General features: G+C 73.9%; 17 protein-coding genes. 7 read left to right on the forward strand and 10 right to left on the reverse strand.

Translation table 11 applies throughout. From position 1 onward, the window contains the following. Positions 1 to 29: 29 nt before the first annotated feature. On the forward strand, positions 30 to 731 hold the full coding sequence (locus tag M0M48_RS14635; protein WP_257751705.1) for an N-acyl homoserine lactonase family protein: 702 nt from the start codon (positions 30 to 32) through the stop codon (positions 729 to 731). Here the strand turns inward: M0M48_RS14635 and M0M48_RS14640 are convergent. Together M0M48_RS14640 and lepA are read right to left on the reverse strand one after the other, a co-directional pair. Beyond that, entirely contained in the window at positions 728 to 1,234 is a 507-nt protein-coding gene (locus M0M48_RS14640) for a GNAT family N-acetyltransferase (RefSeq protein WP_257751706.1), read from the reverse strand. The two genes, M0M48_RS14635 and M0M48_RS14640, sit on opposite strands and share 4 nt — an antisense overlap. Further along, complete coding sequence (lepA, locus tag M0M48_RS14645) at positions 1,231 to 3,108, reverse strand: translation elongation factor 4 (protein WP_257751707.1); 1,878 nt, start codon at positions 3,106 to 3,108, stop codon at positions 1,231 to 1,233. Before lepA ends, M0M48_RS14640 begins: the two co-directional genes overlap by 4 nt. Before the next feature lie 114 nt (positions 3,109 to 3,222). Between lepA and M0M48_RS14650 the strand changes: the two genes are divergently transcribed. The 3 genes from M0M48_RS14650 (at position 3,223) to rpsT (ending at position 6,201) form a co-directional block, all read left to right on the forward strand. Beyond that, entirely contained in the window at positions 3,223 to 4,815 is a 1,593-nt protein-coding gene (locus M0M48_RS14650; protein WP_257751708.1) for an alkaline phosphatase D family protein, read from the forward strand. A 34-nt stretch (positions 4,816 to 4,849) separates the two neighbouring features. Further along, positions 4,850 to 5,776, forward strand: a complete 927-nt coding sequence (locus tag M0M48_RS14655) for a hypothetical protein (RefSeq protein WP_257751709.1) — start codon at positions 4,850 to 4,852, stop codon at positions 5,774 to 5,776. 164 nt (positions 5,777 to 5,940) lie between these two features. After that, positions 5,941 to 6,201, forward strand: coding sequence for a 30S ribosomal protein S20 (gene rpsT, locus M0M48_RS14660; RefSeq protein WP_215816870.1), 261 nt, complete (start codon positions 5,941 to 5,943; stop codon positions 6,199 to 6,201). 119 nt (positions 6,202 to 6,320) lie between these two features. Here rpsT and holA read toward each other — a convergent pair whose 3' ends face one another. Both holA and M0M48_RS14670 read right to left on the reverse strand, forming a co-directional pair. Next, positions 6,321 to 7,292, reverse strand: coding sequence for a DNA polymerase III subunit delta (gene holA, locus M0M48_RS14665; RefSeq protein WP_215816871.1), 972 nt, complete (start codon positions 7,290 to 7,292; stop codon positions 6,321 to 6,323). Positions 7,293 to 7,320: 28 nt separating this feature from the next. Next, positions 7,321 to 9,672: a ComEC/Rec2 family competence protein gene (locus M0M48_RS14670; RefSeq protein WP_257751710.1), complete on the reverse strand. Its 2,352-nt coding sequence runs from the start codon at positions 9,670 to 9,672 to the stop codon at positions 7,321 to 7,323. Between the two features lie 27 nt (positions 9,673 to 9,699). On the opposite strand from M0M48_RS14670, the gene M0M48_RS14675 reads away from it, so the two are divergent. Beyond that, positions 9,700 to 10,737, forward strand: coding sequence for an HPP family protein (locus M0M48_RS14675; RefSeq protein ID WP_257751711.1), 1,038 nt, complete (start codon positions 9,700 to 9,702; stop codon positions 10,735 to 10,737). 96 nt (positions 10,738 to 10,833) lie between these two features. Here the strand turns inward: M0M48_RS14675 and M0M48_RS14680 are convergent, their stop codons facing one another. The 4 genes from M0M48_RS14680 to M0M48_RS14695 all read right to left on the reverse strand — a co-directional run bounded on the left by M0M48_RS14680 (position 10,834) and on the right by M0M48_RS14695 (position 14,385). Further along, complete coding sequence (locus tag M0M48_RS14680; RefSeq protein ID WP_257751712.1) at positions 10,834 to 11,766, reverse strand: helix-hairpin-helix domain-containing protein; 933 nt, start codon at positions 11,764 to 11,766, stop codon at positions 10,834 to 10,836. 145 nt (positions 11,767 to 11,911) lie between these two features. Then, a complete protein-coding gene (locus tag M0M48_RS14685; protein ID WP_257751713.1) occupies positions 11,912 to 12,790 on the reverse strand; it encodes a DegV family protein in 879 nt (292 codons plus the stop codon). Positions 12,791 to 12,799: 9 nt separating this feature from the next. After that, positions 12,800 to 14,227 (reverse strand): purine-cytosine permease family protein, encoded by a 1,428-nt coding sequence (locus tag M0M48_RS14690; protein WP_257751714.1) that lies wholly within the window; start codon positions 14,225 to 14,227, stop codon positions 12,800 to 12,802. Then, positions 14,224 to 14,385, reverse strand: coding sequence for a hypothetical protein (locus M0M48_RS14695; protein WP_257751715.1), 162 nt, complete (start codon positions 14,383 to 14,385; stop codon positions 14,224 to 14,226). Before M0M48_RS14695 ends, M0M48_RS14690 begins: the two co-directional genes overlap by 4 nt. A gap of 98 nt (positions 14,386 to 14,483) precedes the next feature. Between M0M48_RS14695 and M0M48_RS14700 the strand changes: the two genes are divergently transcribed. Continuing rightward, on the forward strand, positions 14,484 to 15,833 hold the full coding sequence (locus M0M48_RS14700; RefSeq protein ID WP_308220388.1) for a flavin monoamine oxidase family protein: 1,350 nt from the start codon (positions 14,484 to 14,486) through the stop codon (positions 15,831 to 15,833). On the opposite strand, the gene M0M48_RS14705 is transcribed toward M0M48_RS14700, so the two are convergent. Continuing rightward, the gene (locus tag M0M48_RS14705; protein WP_257751716.1) at positions 15,817 to 16,428 is read right to left on the reverse strand and encodes a TetR/AcrR family transcriptional regulator; all 612 of its coding nucleotides are present in this window, start codon (positions 16,426 to 16,428) and stop codon (positions 15,817 to 15,819) included. The two genes, M0M48_RS14700 and M0M48_RS14705, sit on opposite strands and share 17 nt — an antisense overlap. 75 nt (positions 16,429 to 16,503) lie before the next feature. On the opposite strand from M0M48_RS14705, the gene M0M48_RS14710 reads away from it, so the two are divergent. Next, positions 16,504 to 16,770 (forward strand): hypothetical protein, encoded by a 267-nt coding sequence (locus tag M0M48_RS14710; protein WP_257751717.1) that lies wholly within the window; start codon positions 16,504 to 16,506, stop codon positions 16,768 to 16,770. Here M0M48_RS14710 and M0M48_RS14715 read toward each other — a convergent pair. Then, positions 16,752 to 17,792, reverse strand: a complete 1,041-nt coding sequence (locus M0M48_RS14715) for an NAD(P)/FAD-dependent oxidoreductase (RefSeq protein ID WP_257751718.1) — start codon at positions 17,790 to 17,792, stop codon at positions 16,752 to 16,754. The genes M0M48_RS14710 and M0M48_RS14715 overlap by 19 nt on opposite strands. Positions 17,793 to 17,802 lie beyond the last annotated feature (10 nt).

Consider the following 17,802-nt stretch of genomic DNA (forward strand, 5'->3'; position numbering starts at 1 on the left):
CAGCACCCAACTGGCCTACCGTGCAGGTCATGCGCTCCGACGACGTACGCCGCCTCGACCTCGGCACCTTCGTCCGGCCCGGCACCGAGACCGAGACCGGCGAGCCGCGGGTCGAGGCCGTCCACGGCTATGTCGTCCGGACGCCGGCCGGCGTCCTGCTGCTCGACACCGGCCTCGGCGACGCCGGCCCGGAGACCGAGGCGCACTACCGCCCGCGCCGGGTGCCGGTCGCGGCGGCGCTCGCGACGGCCGGGCTGAGCCCCGACGACATCGCGATCGTCGTCAACTGCCACCTGCACTTCGACCACATCGGCGAGAACCCGCGCTTCGCCGGGCGCCCGATCGTCGTCCAGCGCCGCGAGCTGGCCACCGCGCGCGACGCGACCCAGCCCGACTACACGGTCCCCGCGCTCGTCGACTTCGCCGGCGCTCGCTACGAGACGCTCGACGGGGAGGCGGAGATCGCGGCGGGCGTCCACGTCGTACCGACGCCGGGGCACGTGGCCGGGCACCAGTCGCTGGTCGTCGCGTGCGACGACGGCACCGTCGTCCTGGCCGGACAGGCCCACGACACCGCCTCGCAGTGGTCCGCCGACGTCCTCGCGGCCCGGGCCGCCGCCCTCGGCCACGAGCCGCCGCTCCCGCTCCCGAGCCCGTGGATGGAGCGGATCCTCGCCTTCGACCCCCGCCGGGTGCTGTTCGCGCACGACGCGGCGGTGTGGACGTCCTAGGGCACGAGGGGCGTCGTCCGGATCCAGTGGTCGGGCGGGACGCCGGGCTTGCCCGGCACGGGCTCCTCGGTCTCGGTCCACGCCGTGCCCCAGGCCGCGGTCGCGACCTTGCGCCAGAACCGGACGGCCCGCTCGTTGTCGTGCTGGAACGGGATCTCCCAGGGCCCCGGGTGCCGGCCGATGACCTCGAGTGCGAGGTCCCGCGCGAACCCGTCGCGGCGCGCGGCCGGGACGACGAAGAACGCCTGCATGATCCGGCTCGGCGCGTCGAGCCCGCGCACCAGCGCGAACGCGACGGGCGCGTCCTCACCGGTGACGGGGTGCGCTCGCCAGCTCAGGTAGCCGCGGCGGTCGGGCGCGGGGTACTCGTCGAGCCACTCGTGCCGGTAGCGCCCGTCGGCGTACGGGAAGCCGTCGACGACGACGCCGAGGTCGTGCCGGAAGTCCTGCCACAGCCACGCGACGACATCCCACTGGTCGTCGCGGACCGGGCGCAGGCTCACTTCTTCGGCTTGTCGCCGGCCGGTCCGGTGGTCGACAGCGCGGCGACGAAGGCCTCCTGGGGCACCTCGACCCGGCCGACCATCTTCATCCGCTTCTTGCCTTCCTTCTGCTTCTCGAGCAGCTTGCGCTTGCGGCTGATGTCACCGCCGTAGCACTTGGCGAGCACGTCCTTGCGGATCGCGCGGATGTTCTCGCGGGCGATCACCCGGGCGCCGATCGCGGCCTGGATCGGCACCTCGAACTGCTGCCGGGGGATGAGCTCCTTGAGCTTGCCCGCCATCATCACGCCGTAGGAGTACGCCGCGTCCTTGTGGACGATCGCGGAGAAGGCGTCGACCGGCTCGCCCTGGAGCAGGATGTCGACCTTGACCAGGTCGGAGGCCTGGTCGCCGGAGCGCTCGTAGTTGAGCGAGGCGTAGCCCTTGGTCTTGGACTTGAGCTGGTCGAAGAAGTCGAAGGCGATCTCGCCCATCGGCAGCGTGTAGCGCATCTCGACGCGGTCCTCGGAGAGGTAGTCCATGCCGAGGAGGTTGCCGCGCTTCTGCTGGCACAGCTCCATGATCGTGCCGATGTAGTCGGCGGGCGCGAGGATCGTGGCGTTGACGACCGGCTCGCGGACCTCGGCGATCTTGCCCTCGGGGTACTCGCTGGGGTTGGTGACGATGTGGACGGTGCCGTCCTCCATGTGCACCTCGTAGACCACGTTCGGCGCGGTCGAGATGAGGTCGAGGTTGAACTCGCGCTCGAGCCGCTCGCGGGTGATCTCCATGTGGAGCAGGCCGAGGAAGCCGCAGCGGAAACCGAAGCCGAGGGCGCCGGAGGTCTCGGGCTCGAAGGTCAGGGCCGCGTCGTTGAGCTGGAGCTTCTCGAGCGCGTCGCGCAGCGTCGGGTAGTCGTCGCCGTCGATCGGGTAGAGGCCCGCGAACACCATCGGGTTCGGGTGCTCGTAGCCGCCGAGCGGCTCGGCGGCCTGGCGTCCGTTGACCGTGACGGTGTCACCGACGCGGGACTGGCGCACGTCCTTCACGCCGGTGATCAGGTAGCCGGTCTCGCCGACGCCGAGCTTGGCCGCCTTCATCGGCTCGGGGCTGATCACGCCGACCTCGAGCATCTCGTGGAGCGCGCCGGTCGACATCATCTTGATCTTGTCGCGGTGGGAGAGCTCGCCGTCGACCACCCGGACGTAGGTCACCACGCCGCGGTAGGTGTCGTAGACCGAGTCGAAGATCAGGGCGCGGGCCGGGGCGGCGGCGTCGCCGACGGGGGCCGGGACCGACTTCACGATCTCGTTGAGCAGGGCCTCGACGCCGACCCCGGTCTTGGCGGAGGTGAGCAGCACGTCCTCGGGCTCGCAGCCGACGAGGTTGGCCAGCTCGAGGGCGTACTTCTCGACGTTGGCACTGGGCAGGTCGATCTTGTTGAGCACCGGGATGATGTGCAGGTCGGCGCCCATGGCGAGGTAGAGGTTCGCCAGCGTCTGGGCCTCGATGCCCTGGGCGGCGTCGACCAGCAGGACGGCGGCCTCGCACGCCTGGAGCGAGCGGGAGACCTCGTAGGTGAAGTCGACGTGCCCCGGGGTGTCGATCATGTTGAGGACGTAGGTGCCCGGCTCGGCACCCGCCTCGTTGTCGGCCTGGACGGTCCAGGGCATCCGGACGGCCTGGCTCTTGATCGTGATGCCGCGCTCGCGCTCGATGTCCATCCGGTCGAGGTACTGCGCCTTCGCCTCGCGCTCACCCACGACACCGGTCAGCTGGAGCATCCGGTCGGCGAGGGTCGACTTGCCGTGGTCGATGTGCGCGATGATGCAGAAGTTGCGGATGATCGCGGGGTCGGTGTGACCCGGCTGCGGGGCGGCGGCTGCGACGGACATGGTCCGGCCATTCTTCCAGGGTCGGGCGGGTTCAAGAATTCGCCGTCCGCGGTTCACCGCCGGATCGCCCGCCCGGCACCCCCGCGTTCGCCCGGAACCGGTGGGCTGGGCGTCATGACCTCGGACCTCTCGGCCCCCTCGGCTTCCTCCGCCTCCTCGGCTCTCCCCTCCCGCCGGCACCTGCTGCTCGGCGCCGGCGCGGCCGGCGCCGCCGCCCTGTACGGCGGCCGCGCCGCCGCCGCTCCCCTGCTCGTGCACCGGGACCGCCCGGCGCTCACCCTCGGCGTCCAGTCGGGCGACGTCCGGCCGGGCTCGGCAATGCTCTGGGCGCGCGCCGACCGGCCCGCGCGCCTGGTCGCCGAGATCAGCCGCGACCCGTCGTTCCACAAGGTCCGCACCGTCCGCGGCCCGGTGGTCACGCCGGGGACCGACCTCACCGGCGCCTTCCCCCTGCACGGGCTCCCGCCGAGCACCGACCTGCACTACCGGATCCGCGCCGTCGACCTCCACGACCACCGGGCGGTCTCCGCGCCCTCGACCGGGCGGCTGCGCACGGCACCGCGCCGGGGCGACGACGTACGGTTCCTGTGGTCCGGGGACATCGCCGGCCAGGGGTGGGGCGTGAACCCGGACCTCGGCGGCTTCCGGATCGCCGACGCGATGCGCGCCCGGCGGGCCGACTTCTTCCTGTGCAGCGGCGACAATGTCTACGCCGACGGCCCGGTGCAGCCGAGCGTCGCGCTCCCCGACGGCTCCACCTGGCGCAACTTGGTGATCCCGGAGAAGACCAAGGTCGCCGAGACGCTCGCCGAGTACCGCGGCCAGTACCGCTACAACCTGATGGCCGACAACTGGCGCGCCTTCCTCGGCGAGACCGCGCAGGTCACCCAGTGGGACGACCACGAGGTCACCAACAACTGGTACCCCGGCGAGATCCTCGACGACGCCCGCTACACCGAGAAGCGGGTCGACGTCCTGGCCGCGCGAGCCCGCCGTGCCTTCCACGAGTACGTGCCGGTCGCGCCGATCTCGCCCGACCCCGACGGCCGGGTCTACCGGGTGATCCCGTACGGCGAGCACGTCGACCTCTTCGTCCTCGACATGCGCACCCACAAGGACCCCAACACCGGCGACCGCGAGACGACCGGCGACGGCGGCGTGCTCGGCGAGCGGCAGACCCGCTGGCTGATCCGCGAGCTGCAGCGGTCCCGGGCGACCTGGAAGGTGATCGCCAACGACCTGCCCCTCGGGCTCGTCGTCCCCGACGGCCCGACCGCGCAGGAGGGACTCGCCCAGGGCGACCCCGGCGCGCCGCTGGGCCGCGAGATCGACATCGCCCGGGTGCTGACCGCGCTCCGGCGCGCCGGGATCCGCAACCACGTATGGCTCACCGCGGACGTGCACTACACCGCGGCCCACCACTACTCCCCCGACCGCGCCGCCTACCAGGACTTCGACCCGTTCTGGGAGTTCGTCTCCGGCCCGCTCAACGCCGGAGCCTTCGGCCCGAACGCGCTCGACGCCACGTTCGGCCCCCACGCCGAGTTCGTCGCCGCGCCCCCGGCGCCCAACGCCTCACCGGCCCAGGGCTTCCAGTTCTTCGGCGAGGTCGAGGTCGACGGCCAGACCGGCCAGCTCACGGTCACGCTGCGCGACGTGGCCGGCGCCGCGCTCTACACCCGGACGCTCGACCCCGCGCGCCGCTGACCCGGTCGGGAGCCGCGCCCGCGATGATGTGGGCGTGTTCCCGACGACCATCCCCCACGGCCGGACGGCGCGCCGCCTGGCGTGGGTCCACCTGCCGCCGCTCGTACGGCGCGCCGTCGAGCAGCGGCTCGGCGCGCCCGTGGTCAAGGCGGTCTCGCAGGGCGGTGGGTTCACCCCGGGGTTCGCGTCGGTGCTCACCTGCGCCGACGGCACCCGGGCGTTCGTGAAGGCGGCGTCGGTCAAGGCCCAGCGCCCCTTCGCCGAGTCCTACCGCGAGGAGTCGGTCGCGCTCGCCGGCCTGCCGGCCGCCGTACCGGCGCCGGGGCTGCTGTGGGCCGAGGAGGTCGAGGAGTGGTTCGTCCTCGCCACCGAGCACGTCGAGGCCCGCGCCCCCCACCGCCCCTGGACCGACGCCGACCTCGCCGCCGCCTCCGCCCTGCTCGTCACCACCGCCGAGCTGCTGACCCCCGCCCCGGCCTGCTTCACGACCACCGCCGAGGAGGAGTTCGGCAGCTGGCCGGCCCTCTGGACCCGGCTCGAGCACCCGCACGCCGCCGAGCTCACCGCGCTCACCGCCCGCTACGGCGACGTCGTCGCCGGCGAGACCCTCGTCCACACCGACGTCCGCGACGACAACATCCTGGTCCGCCCCGACGGCACCGCGCTGCTCTGCGACTGGAACTGGCCCGTCCGCGGCGCCGCCTGGCTCGACTCGCTGCTCCTGCTCATCGGCCCCCGCGGCGACGGCCTCGACGTCGACGCCCACCTCGCCGCGCACCCTCTCCTCGCGGACGTGCCACCCGAGCACCTCGACGTCTTCCTGGCCCTCGTCCTCGGGTACTTCACGCTGTCGGCCTCCCAGCCCACGCCGCGCACGTCGCCGTACGTGCGGACGGCGCAGGCGTGGCAGCGCGACGTCCTCGACGACTGGCTCGCCGAGCGACGAGGCTGGGACCGCTGAGCGCTCCGCGCCCGGATTTGGGCGGCCGTTCACCGCGCTGTTAGCCTTGCTCGTCGCGACTCTGCGTTCCCGCCTGCCCGTCTTCCGACGGTCAGGACCACGGCGACCGAGACGCGCACCGGACCAGAACCAGCATCCACTTTGAACAACAGAGGCGAGTAAACGTGGCGAACATCAAGAGCCAGATCAAGCGCAACAAGCAGAACGAGAAGCGGCACGAGCGCAACAAGGCCGTCAAGACCGGCCTGAAGACCGCCATCCGCAAGTTCCGCGAGGCCGCCGCTGCCGGCGACAAGGAGAACGCTGCTCTCCTCGCCCGCGAGGCCACCAAGAAGCTCGACAAGGCCGCCTCCAAGGGCGTCATCCACAAGAACCAGGCGGCGAACCGCAAGTCGTCGATCACGAAGCAGGCCGCCTCTCTCTGAGAGCAACCTGCTGGCTCTGGTCCTGAGCCATCACGTCAAGGGAGTCCCCGTCGCCGGGGGCTCCCTTCGTGATTTTCGGGTGCGGTGGGCGGCGCGCCCGGTCGCGAGCGCGGCGGGTCTCAGGCGCGGCGCAGCGAGGTGATCGTCAGGACCAGCCGCTCGAGCGCGTAGGAGGCGTCGCTCGCGGCGCCCTTGATGTCGGCATCAGCCTGGGCCACGGCGCGGATCGCGCGGGCCAACCCTGCTTCGGACCAGCCGCGGGCTTGGTCGCGCAGGGAGCGCAGCTTCCACGGCGGGACCCCGACCTCGCGGGCCAGGTCCGCGTCGCGCATCCCGCGGGGCGCGCTGACCAGGCGAGCCAGGCCGCGGGCACTGCCGGCGAAGGCGGAGGTGATGAGGACGGCCGCGGTCCCCGAGTCGAGCGCCCACCGCAGCTCCTCGAGCGCGACCCGGTCGCGACCCGCGAAGGCCGCATCCGCCACGGCGAAGGACTTCGCCTCGGCCCGGCCACCGAAGTAGCGGCGGACCTCGGCCTCGCCGATCCGGCCGCCGGGGAAGTCGTTGGTCAGCTGGTGGGCCGCCCCGGCCAGGGAACGCAGGTCCTTGCCGATCGCCTCGATCAGGACGTCGGCGGCCTCGCGGTCGATGGTGGCGCCGTAGCGGCGTACCTCGTGGGCGACGAAGCCGGCGAACTCCGACGGCTTGAGCTCCTCGGACTTGTGCTCGGTGACGGCCCCGAGCTTGCGCAGCTTGGTCAGCACGCCGCTGCCCTTCTGCCCACCGCCGTGCACGAGGACCAGCGCGACGTCGTCGACCGGCTGCGCGGCGTAGCCCAGCAGCCCCTCGACCGACTCGTCGGGCAGGTTCTCCAGCCCGCGGACCACGACGCAGCGCACCGCCGAGAACAGCGACGGCGCCGACATCTCGCCCAACGTGGCCAGGGTCAGCTCGGAGGCAGCGCTCTCGGCGAACTCCGCCTCCGCGTCGTACCCGCGCACCGTCGCCTTGACCTCGTCGACCGTGCGCGCACCGAGGAACTCCTCCTTACCGGTGACCAGCGTGACTCGTCCCAGCACGTCCTCGGCCCGCATGCGCTCACCTTCCCACACGCCGGCGACATCACCTCCGGGTGGCCACCGTGACCCGGCCGCCCGGGACGCCGGAGTCCGGCGCGAGGACGGCGAGATCACCCGCGCGGTCGGTACGGCGGACCTCCGCGCCGGCCTGCTGCAGCGCCTGGACCACGGCGGGCGCCGGGTGTCCGTAGCCGTTGTCGGCGCCGACCGAGATGAGCGCGACCTCGGGGTGCAGGGAGGTGAGCCAGTCGCGGTCCTGGTGGGAGCTGCCGTGGTGCGGCACCTTGAGCACGTCGATGTCGAGGTCGACGCCGCCCCGGAGCCGCTGGGCCAGCTCGGCCTGACCGGTTGGTTCCAGGTCGCCGGTGAGCAGGATCCGGACGCCCGCCACCTCGACCAGGAGCACCACGCTCGCGTCGTTGGCGGCGCTGCCGTCGGTGTCGTCGCTGGCGGAGCCGGCGGGGCCGGCGGGGCTGCTCCGTCGGGTGGGTGCGGCGGCGGGCGCGGCGGGGTGGAGGACCTGGAGGGTCGCGGCGCCGATCCGGCGGGTGCTGCCGAAGGGTGCCGTCGTGACGGGGACGCCCGCGTCCCGGGCGGTCCGGTCGACGAGCTCGGCGCCGGCGGGTGGGTCGCGGACCGAGGTGGTCTCGATGGCGCCGACCCGACGGTCGTGGAGCACCCCGGGCAGGCCGTCGATGTGGTCGGCGTGGAAGTGGGTGAGGAGGACGAGCGGCACCTGTTCCACGTCGAGCCGGTCGAGGCAGTCGTCGACGGCATCGGGTTCGGGTCCGGCGTCGACCACGATCGCGGCCCGGGGGCCGGCGTTGAGCACGAGGGCGTCACCCTGGCCCACGTCGCAGGCGACGAGGACCCAGTCCGGCGGTGGCCAGGGGCCCGTCCGCGACCAGAACCGTCCGGGTACGCCGAGGACGACGAGGAGGAGCAGCACCGCGAGTCCGACACCGAGGACCGGCCGGCGGACGAGCACCGGCAGCGCGACGGCGAGCAGGAGGCACAGGACCACGAGGAGCCCGATCGCGACCGGCCCGCTCCCCCACCCGACCGCGGCGCCCGGGAGGGCGGCTCCGCGCTCCGCGATCTCGACCAGTCCGGCGACGCACCAGGCGGCCGCCGTACCGGCGAGGCGGCCTCCGGCCGGCCAGACCAGGCCGACGAGCCCGCCGACCAGCCCGAGCACCGTTGCCGGGGCGACGAGGGGGCCGGCGAGGAGGTTCGCGACGACGGCGACGAGGCTGACCTGGCCCGAGAGCACGGCGATGACCGGGGTGCAGGCCAGCTGTGCTGCCGTCGGCACCGCGACCGCCTCGGCCAAGGCGCGCGGCAGCCAGCGCCCGAGGGCGGCGGCCAGCGGGAGGCCGAGGAGCACGATCCCGCCGGTGGCGAGCACCGACAGCGCGAACCCGGGGGCCAGCGCCAGCCCCGGCTGGACCAGCACCAGCGCCGCCACCGCGACGCCGAGCGCGCGCAGTCCGCGCCGGCGACCGTCCGGACCGAAGGCGAACAGGGCGACCCCGCCCATCACGGCTGCGCGCAGGACGCTCGGTTCGGTCCGGGCCAGGAGGACGAAGCCAGCGATCCCGAGCAGCCCGACGACGACCAGCCAGCGGCTGCGCACCCGAACGGCGCGCGCCACCAGCAGGAGGGCGCCTACGACGAGGGTCAGGTTCGTCCCGCTGACGGCGGTCAGGTGGGTGAGTCCGGTCGTGCGGAAGTCCTCCTGGAGGTCGGCGGGCAGACCGGCGTCGTCACCGTCGACCAGCGCGGGAACCAGTCCGGCCTGCTCCGGCGGCCGGTGGGCGACGGCGTCGCGGATCGATGCCCGCAGCGCTCCCGACGCCCGCCACCAGGGGCTGGCCCGGGCGAGGCGGTAAGGCGTACCGACGTCGGTCAGGAGGGCCAGCGTGTCCGGGTCGTCGGCCGGGGCGAGCCGGCCGACCGTGCGGACCCGCTCGCCGAGGGCGACGTCGGTCCAGACCGGGTCGCCGATCAGGACGACCGTGCCGCCGACCTCGAGCCGGTGGCGCCGGGAGGACACCTCCCCCACCCGAAGCCGTACGACGGCCCGGGGTCCCGCGCGCGTCGCGACCACCCGCGGGTCGGAGATCACGGTGGCCACGACCTCGGCCGTCGCCCGCTGCTCCGCCAGCGCGTGGACGGGCGAACCCCGCACCGCGTCGTGGCGCAGGAGCGTCACCGTCACGGCCGTCGTACCGAGGAGGACCACGACCGCGAAGAGCCGGCACTGCCCTGCCGAGGCCACCCGGGCACGACGTCCCAGGAGCACCGCGACGGCGAGAACCAGCAGGTAGGCGACGCCGCCGAGCCGGGTCGCCGCGATCGCCCCGAGCCAGACTGCCGCACCCAGCAGCGGCATCCGGAGGTCGTGGCTAAGGTTCCGCGGGTGACCCGCTACCACGCTCCCGAGCTCGCCCGCGGCGCGCTCGGCGCCCTGATCGGCATCGCCGTCGCGGGGGCGAGTGCCCGGGCCGTCCCGGGCGGACCCGAGCTGCTGCCGTTCATCGTGGCCCCGATGGGTGCCTGCGCCGTGCTGCTGTTCGCCGTCCCGGCGAGCCCGCTCGCCCAGCCGTGGCCGGTGCTCGGCGGCAACCTGATCTCGACCGCGGTCGGCCTGAGCGCGCACTGGCTGTTCGACGACGTGCTCGTCGCCGCGGCGATCGGGGTGGGTGCGGCGATCGGCGTGATGATGCTGCTCGGCTGCCTGCACCCGCCCGGCGGCGCCTGCGCGCTGCTGGCCGCGACCGCGACGCCGGCCATCCACGACCAGGGGCCGCTGTTCGTGCTGTCGCCGGTCGCCGTGAACACGGTCGTGCTGCTGCTCGTCGCGATCGCGGTGAACAACCTGAGCGGCAAGCGGTACCCGCACCGTCCGGCTCCGCCTGCGCCGGCCGGACCGGCCGCGGAGGCCCTGGGCATCACGACCCCGGACGTCGAGGAGGCGATGAAGCGGCTCGCCGACCGGCTCGACGTACTGCCGGCGGACATCGTGGCGATCGTGCGTGACGCCGAGACCCACGCGTTGGACCGGCGGCTGGGCTCGATCCCGGTCGCCCGGATCATGAACACCGACGTCGCCGTGGTGCACCCGTTCGAGTCGATCTACCGGGCGCGGACCCTGATCGTGCAGCGGCAGGTGAAGACGCTGCCGGTGATCGACGAGGAGCGGCGGGTGGTCGGGGTGGTGTCGATCATCGACCTCTTCACCCGCGACATCGTCGAGCTGGAGACCGTCGACTCGATCATGCGCACCGAGGTCACGACGATCCCGCAGGAGACGCCGGTCGCGGACCTGGTGCCGATGATGACGAGCGAGGGCTACAAGAACGTGCCGGTCGTGGACGGCGAGGGCCGGTTGGCCGGGATGATCACGCGCGGTGAGCTGATCGCGGTGCTGCACCGGGCGTTGCTCGGGGCGGGCTGAGGCGGACCGCCCGGGGACGGCGGGGCCGGCTCGGCTAGCTCTGCCGGCGCGGTCGGCGGGACCGGCGGGGTCAGCGAGGTGGCTCATGGCAGCGCCTCACACCGTCACGTGCGGGAGCAGCTGCTCGAACGTCTTGGGGCCGATGCCGTCGACCTCGAGGAGCTCGCCGACGCGGGTGAAGCCGCCGTGCTCGGTACGCCAGGTGAGGATGGACTGGGCGGTGACGGGGCCGACCTGCGGGAGGGCTTCGAGCTCGGTCTGACCGGCGGTGTTGAGGTTGACCAGCGGCGTGGAGCCCGGGCCTGCCGGACCACCGGGACCGGCCGCGGCGCCGGGAGCGGCGGGAGCGGGAGCGGCCGGCGTACCGACGACGACCTGCTCGCCGTCGACGAGCACCCGGGCGAGGTTGAGCGGGGACAGGTCGACGCCCTTGCGGGGGCCTCCGGCGGCGGCGAGGGCGTCGGTGACCCGCGCCCCCTGGTCCAGTACGACGATCCCGGGGCGGCGCACCTTGCCCGTCACGTCGATCGTGACGGTGCCCGTGCCCGTGGTCGTGGACCCCGGCGGGGCTGAGGGCGAGGTCAGCGGGACGAGGGGCTCCGAGGCGGTGTCGGCCGCGGCGGCGACCGGGGTGAGCGGGGCGGCCGGGTCGAGGGCGTGGCCCTGGTCGCGCACGATCCACCAGGTGGTGAGGGCGAGTCCGAGGGCGATGGTGAGGGCGACGACCGCGAGGTGGGCGACGCCGAGCACGGGCAGCGCGGGAAGGGGCGGGAGCGGCGGGCGCCAGGAGCCGCGTCGCGCCGCGTGGCGTCCGGGCAGCGGGAGCTCGGGGGCGACCGGCGCGGCGGGGGCGAGCGGTGGGACCGGTGGGAGGGCGGCGATCCGGGTGTGATCGGCCCACCAGGCGTCCTCGGCGGGCGCGGACGGCTCGACGGGAGCGGCAGCGGGAGCGGCAGGCGCGAGCTGGGCGAGACGACGGAGCGCGGTGGGGTCGGAGCGGTCGGCGGGAGTACGGCGGGCGAGGGGCATGGGGGAACGCTAGGCAGGGGTGGCCGGAGGGCGGAGGGGGCCGGAGGCGCGCTGTGGAAGGGGGAGGGCTGGGGCGCCGGGGGTGGAGGAAGAGTGGCTGTGGGTGGTGCGGGAGGGGCGGGAGTGACGCCCGGGCGGCGGTGGCTCAGGCCTCGGGGGTGGAGAGGGGGGCGACGCAGATCGCGAGCATGCCCGGCCCGACGTGGGCGCCGAGGACGCCGCCGAGCTCGACGCAGCGCACGGCTTCGCCGGTGCAGGCGGGGACGAGCCGCTCCCCCAGCTGCTCGACGAGGCGCTCGGCCAGGGCGAGGGCGCGCTCCTCGGCGGCGAGGTGGGCGACGCAGACCTCGACAGCGGCCTCGCCGGCGGCCTCGAGTGCGAGGGCCTCGAGGCGGGCGATCGCCTTGGCGGCGGTGCGGACTTTGGCCTGGGGGGCGATGACGCCGTCGACGATGCCGAGGAGGGGCTTGACGGCCAGGGCGCCGCCGAAGACGGCGGCGGCGGCGCCGACCCGGCCGCCGCGGCGGAGGTACTCGAGGGTGTTGACGTAGAAGAGCGAGGTGGCGGCCGCGGCGCGGGCGCGGGCCGCGGCGGCGGCCTCGGCCGCCGTACCGCCGCCGGCGATGACGGCGAGGGCGGACTCGACGGCGTAGCCGGTCGCGACGCCGACCTGGCGGGTGTCGACGCAGGTGACCGGTACCGGGGCGGTGCGGGAGGCGACGAGGGCGGACTCGAAGGTCCCGCTGACCTCGGCGGACAGGTGCACCGAGACGATCTCGGTCGCGCCGTCGGCGGCGAGCTCGGCGTAGAGGTCGGCGAAGACCGTCGGGGCGGGCCGAGAGGTGCTGACCGCGTGCTTCTCGCGCAGGGCGACGGCGAGCCGCTCGGGGGTGACCTCGTCGGCGCCCTCGTCGTAGACGTCGTCGTCGATGACCACCTGCAGCGGTACGACGCGAACCCCCCGCGCCGCGGCGACCTCGGCCGGGACGGTCGAGGTGGAGTCGGTGACCACGACGATCGACATGGGCCGAGGCTATCGGTAGCCACCCCAGCCCGCCCGCCGCGCGAGCACCGCACGGGTCAGCACGTAGTGCGTACCGCCCGCGACGGCGAAGGCCGGGAGCGAGGCGGTCAGGTAGCGGAACCAGGCCGACGGCTCGTACGTGACCGGGTTGAGCAGCAGCACGTAGGTGAGCGCACCGAGCCCGATCGCCGTGACGGCGACCGGGTTCCAGCCGCGCACGAAGCCGTAGCGGGACTCCGCGTGCGGCTGGTGGAGCGCTCGGACGTCGAGCCGCTGTCTGCGCAGCACGAAGAAGTCGACGAGCTGGACGGCGCACAGCGGTGCGACCGCGATCGCGCCCCACGACACGAAGCGCGCGTAGTTGTCGTAGACGGCGTCGGGGAAGAAGACGAGCACGGCGGCCGGAGCGAGGATGACGACGGCGAGCAGCCCCCACGGCACCCGGCGCACGGTGTCGCCGCCGCCGCCCTTGATCGCGACGAGCGCGGCGTAGCTCTGCGCGACGACGCTGGTGACGTTGGCCATCCCGACGAACGCGAGAGCGAGGACGCCGAGGAGCGCGCCGCCGAGGGGCACCATCCAGCGCGTGGGGTCCTCCGAACCGAGGGCCAGCGCGGCGAACACACCGACGATCGCGGCGACCACCGAGGCGAGGAACAGACCGAGCGCGTTGGGCCAGAAAGCGCTGCGGGTGGAGCGGGTCAGGCGGGCGAGATTGCCGACGTTGGGCCACCACGCGAAGCCGCCGGCGATGTTGAGCTCGACGGCGAGCATGAAGTCGAGGTGACCGTCGCCCCACGGGTCGAGCGCGGGCGTGGCGGCGAGCTCGGACCAGCTGGTCCGGGTGAAGACCAGCGCCAGCATGACGATGGTGACCACGACCAGCCCCGGGGCGACGAATCGGTTGACCAGCTCGATCGAGCGCGGACCGCGCGCGACGATCACCCAGGACGCGACGAGCGCCATCAGCGCCAGGATGCTGACGACGCCGGCACCGGTCGAGATCCGCGTACCGAAGAGCTGGTTGGCGACGTTGGCCAGCGCGTGGCCACACATGATGCCGAGGACGGCGGACCACGCGGCGGCGAGCACCGCCGACATCACCACCATGAGCACCCGGGCGCCGCGCTCCCCCAGCACGCTGCGCATCGACACGAACTGCTCGACGCCGTAGCGCCCGCAGGGCAGGCAGGGCGCGAGCGAGACCAGCAGCACGCTGATCCCGTAGCCGATGACGATGCTGGCGATGGCCTGCTGCGCGCCGACGTAGTAGGCGACCGCGCCGCCCTGCAGGAACGCCCACGTGGCGATGGCGAGGCCGATGTTGACCGAGGAGTAGTCCCAGAACCCCCAGATCCGCTCGCCCCGCAGGAGCGGGAGCTCGTTGAGGGTGGCGTCCTGGCCGGACGTCAGGTCCGGCTCGGTCGCGGCGCTCACAGGGCCCACCACAGCAGCACGAGCGTCAGGACGACGAGCCCCGCCGCCGCAGCCAGCACGTCGATCAGCGGCAGGGGCGGCAGCGCTCCCTCTGTGGTGCCGGTGTCTTCGATCAGCCCGAGCCGGCGCTCGAGCTCGGCGCGCAGGGCGTCGTCCATCTGATCCTCCTGAAACTTGACTGAATAGTCAGTCAGGCTAGGATCAGTGACGCCGCTCACACCTGTCAAGAGCCATCTCTCGTTCGAAGGAGACCGCCATGCACCACGCCGACGTCGCGATCGTGGGGGCCGGGTACGCCGGCCTCGCCGCCGCCCTGGACCTCGCCGCGGCCGGGCTGGACGTCGTCGTCCTCGAGGCCGGTGACCGGGTCGGCGGCCGGGTCTGGACCCGCGCGGAGAACGGCGTCCTCGTCGACCACGGCGGCCAGTGGGTCGGCCCCGCGCAGACCGCGTTCCTGCGGTGGACCGACCGGTTCGGCTGCGCCAGGTTCCCCACCTACGACGCGGGTACCCACCTCGAGCTGTGGCCCGCCGAGGCACCGCTCCCCCACGCCAGCGGCGATCACCCCGACGCCCACGACGCCGCCGGGTACGACGTACTGATCGCCCGGCTCGACGCGCTCGCGACCCAGGTCGATCCCGACCACCCCGAGGCGTGCGCCTCCCTGGCGGCGTGGGACTCCCGCACCTTCGACGACTGGCTGCACGAGGCGACCGACTCCCCCGACGCGCGGCGCCGGATGCGCCTGGTCGTGCAGGGGCTGTGGGCGTGCGAGCCGCGCGACGTCTCGCTCTTCCACGTGCTCTTCTACGTCGCCGCGGGCGGCGGTCTGGGCCCGTTGCTGGGGACGCTCGGCGGCGCCCAGGACAGCCGCTTCACCGACGGCGCCGACGCACCCGCCCGCGCCGCCTCGGCGCTGCTGGGCGACGCCGTCCGGCTCGGCTGCCCGGTCACCGCCGTCGCCTGGGACGACGCCGGGGCCACGCTGACCACGACCACCGGCGCGGTCCGGGCGCGGCGCGTCGTCGTCACGGGCACGCCCCCGGCACAGGCGCGGATCGCGTTCACGCCCCTGCTCCCGGCGGCGCGGCGGCGTTGGCTCGCCCGCAGCCCGATGGGCGACGCCGCCAAGGTCCACGTCACCTACCCGACGCCGTTCTGGCGCGCCAGCGGGCTCTCCGGCCAGCTCACGACCTACGACGGCAGTCCGGTCGCGTACACCTTCGACAACTCCCCCGCCGACGGCTCACGGGGCGTGATCGCCGCGTTCGTCTACGGCGACGACTACCGCTCCTGGGCCGCCCAGCCCGAGCCGGCGCGGCGCAAGGCGGTGCTCGACGTCCTCGGGGTGCTCGGCGAAGAGGCGACCCGGCCGCTGGCCTACGCGGAGCGGCTGTGGCCGGAGGAGCCGTGGGCGGAGGGTGCCTACGCCGCCGTTCCCACGCCGGGGACCTGGCTCGCCCACGCCACCGGACGCCGTGAGCCGGTCGGGCCGCTGCACTGGGCAGGCACCGAGACCGCCGGGGTGGGCAACGGCTACATCGACGGCGCGATCCGCTCAGGCGAGCGCGCGGCCGCGGAGATACTGGCTAGCCGGGTCGGCTGAGCAGCGCGGGATCGCACGCCAGCTCGAGTGCGGCGGCTTGCAACCACAGGTCCGGTACCGACTCGACCGGGACCTCACGGTCACCGAGCGTCGCGGCGACAGACAGCCCGTCGAGCAGCGCGGAGAGCCGCACCACGGACAGGCGGGCCGACGGGCTGGTGAACGCGCCCTCGCGCACACCCTGCTCGATCACGTCGAGCAGCACCGCACGCCAGCGGGACTCCAGCGTCGTGCACAGCGCCGCGGTCTCGGGGTCGCGGAGGGCACGGACCCAGAACTCCATCCAGAGCGTCCAGGCCGACACGACCACCGCGGCGTCGCCGGAGCGCTCGACGAGCAGCCGCAGCCGCTCGGGGGCGGGCCTTCCGGCGCCGACCTCGGCGTCGAGGTTGCGGTAGTAGCGGTTCTCGGACTCGGTCATGGCCGCCGCGATGACGCCGTCGAGCGTGCCGAAGTGGTAGAGCAGCAGACCCGAGCTCACGCCCGCCCGACGGGCGATCTCATGGGTGCGCGTGCCGGCGAGGCCGTGATCACGGATGACGTCGAGAGTCGCGTCGATGATGCGTTGGCGTCGCGAGTCGGCGTCCCCTGCCATCGGTGCCCTCCTGGATCGGCGCTCGGGAGGTCGATGCTAGAGGACACCGGCGCCGCCAGGCCCTACAGTCGCGTGATGGCGACGATCAAGGCCCAGCCCGACGACAGGACGCTGCTGGTCTTCGACGGGCAGGTGCTGGAGATGTTCGGCCGCACCGACACCCACCGCCTGCACGTCTGGCAGCGCCCGCGCCTGACCCTGACCGACGGCAAGCGCCTGCGCGCCAAGATCACCTGCGCGATCGGCCCCAGCCACGACTTCCCGTACGACGCCCACCGCCGCGCCGAGCTCGAGGCCCTCGCCGCGGCGCTCGAGGACAGCAGCTACACCGACGCCGGCTGACCGGCCACCAACCGCTCGGCCGCCTCCACGGCGAGCGCCGGCGCCATCTGGATGCCGTAGCCCGCCTGGCCGACGAACCAGAAGACACCGTCGGCCTGCTCGTCGTACCGGGCGACCGGCTCGCCGTCCGGGGCGAAGGTGCGCAGGCCCGCCCATGCGGTGCGGACACTGCGGAGTCCGAGGACGGTCGCCTCGTTGATCGCCTCGATGGTGCGGGCGATCTCGAGCTCATCGGGCTTGGGGTCACCCGGAGGGTGCGGGGTCGCGTCCTCGGGCGAGCAGAGCGCGAGATCGCCCTCCGCCTGGAAGTACCAACCGCCGTCGAGGTCACAGGTGAACGGCATCCCCGCCATCGGTACGGCGGTCGGCGAGCCGAACATCGTCCGCAGCCGCGGCTGCAGGCCGATCGGTGCCGCCCCCAGCACCCGGCCCACCTCGTCACCCCACGCGCCGGCCGCCACGACGACGACCGGCGCGGCGAGGACGTCGCCGGTCGAGGTGGACAACCGCCAGAGCCCTGCCTCACGGACGGCCGCGGTGATCCGGGCAGCGGTGCGGACCACGCCGCCGGCGGCGCGCAGCGCGCGGACGTAGCCCTGGTGGAGCCCGGCCACGTCGATCTCGCAGGCGGTCTCGTCGACGACGGCGACCTGCGTCCAGCCGGGCCTCAGCACCGGGTTGAGCCGCTCGGCCTCGACGCCGTCGATGACGGTGCCGCGGATCGCGGCCGCCGCGGCGGGCGAGGCGTCGGGGCCGCCGACGTAGAGGCAGGGCTGCGGGGTGAGCAGCGGTCCCGCGATGTCGATCGTGGGGTTGTCGAGGAACGCCCGGCTCGCGAGTGTCAGCCGACGGACCTCCGGCGGCCCGTAGCCGCCGATCCAGGTCGCAGCCGACCGGCCGGTGGTGTGCTTGGCGAGCTCGGGCTCGGCCTCCAGCACGCAGACGGCACGGCCGCGCGCAGCGAGCTCGTGACCGATCGAGGCGCCGGCGATGCCGCCGCCGACGACGAGGACGTCGTACATGAGGTGTCTC

The organism is Pimelobacter simplex, from assembly GCF_024662235.1.
GTDB lineage: Bacteria > Actinomycetota > Actinomycetes > Propionibacteriales > Nocardioidaceae > Nocardioides.

Excerpts from the sequence above, each read along its gene's own strand:
- M0M48_RS14635 (WP_257751705.1), top strand. The coding sequence starts at position 30 with ATGCGCTCCGACGACGTACGCCGCCTCGACCTCGGCACCTTCGTCCGG.
- lepA (WP_257751707.1), bottom strand. The coding sequence starts at position 3,108 with ATGTCCGTCGCAGCCGCCGCCCCGCAGCCGGGTCACACCGACCCCGCG.
- M0M48_RS14650 (WP_257751708.1), top strand. The coding sequence starts at position 3,223 with ATGACCTCGGACCTCTCGGCCCCCTCGGCTTCCTCCGCCTCCTCGGCT.
- holA (WP_215816871.1), bottom strand. The coding sequence starts at position 7,292 with ATGCGGGCCGAGGACGTGCTGGGACGAGTCACGCTGGTCACCGGTAAG.
- M0M48_RS14670 (WP_257751710.1), bottom strand. The coding sequence starts at position 9,672 with ATGCCGCTGCTGGGTGCGGCAGTCTGGCTCGGGGCGATCGCGGCGACC.
- M0M48_RS14680 (WP_257751712.1), bottom strand. The coding sequence starts at position 11,766 with ATGCCCCTCGCCCGCCGTACTCCCGCCGACCGCTCCGACCCCACCGCG.
- M0M48_RS14685 (WP_257751713.1), bottom strand. The coding sequence starts at position 12,790 with ATGTCGATCGTCGTGGTCACCGACTCCACCTCGACCGTCCCGGCCGAG.
- M0M48_RS14695 (WP_257751715.1), bottom strand. The coding sequence starts at position 14,385 with ATGGACGACGCCCTGCGCGCCGAGCTCGAGCGCCGGCTCGGGCTGATC.
- M0M48_RS14700 (WP_308220388.1), top strand. The coding sequence starts at position 14,484 with ATGCACCACGCCGACGTCGCGATCGTGGGGGCCGGGTACGCCGGCCTC.
- M0M48_RS14705 (WP_257751716.1), bottom strand. The coding sequence starts at position 16,428 with ATGGCAGGGGACGCCGACTCGCGACGCCAACGCATCATCGACGCGACT.
- M0M48_RS14710 (WP_257751717.1), top strand. The coding sequence starts at position 16,504 with ATGGCGACGATCAAGGCCCAGCCCGACGACAGGACGCTGCTGGTCTTC.
- M0M48_RS14715 (WP_257751718.1), bottom strand. The coding sequence starts at position 17,792 with ATGTACGACGTCCTCGTCGTCGGCGGCGGCATCGCCGGCGCCTCGATC.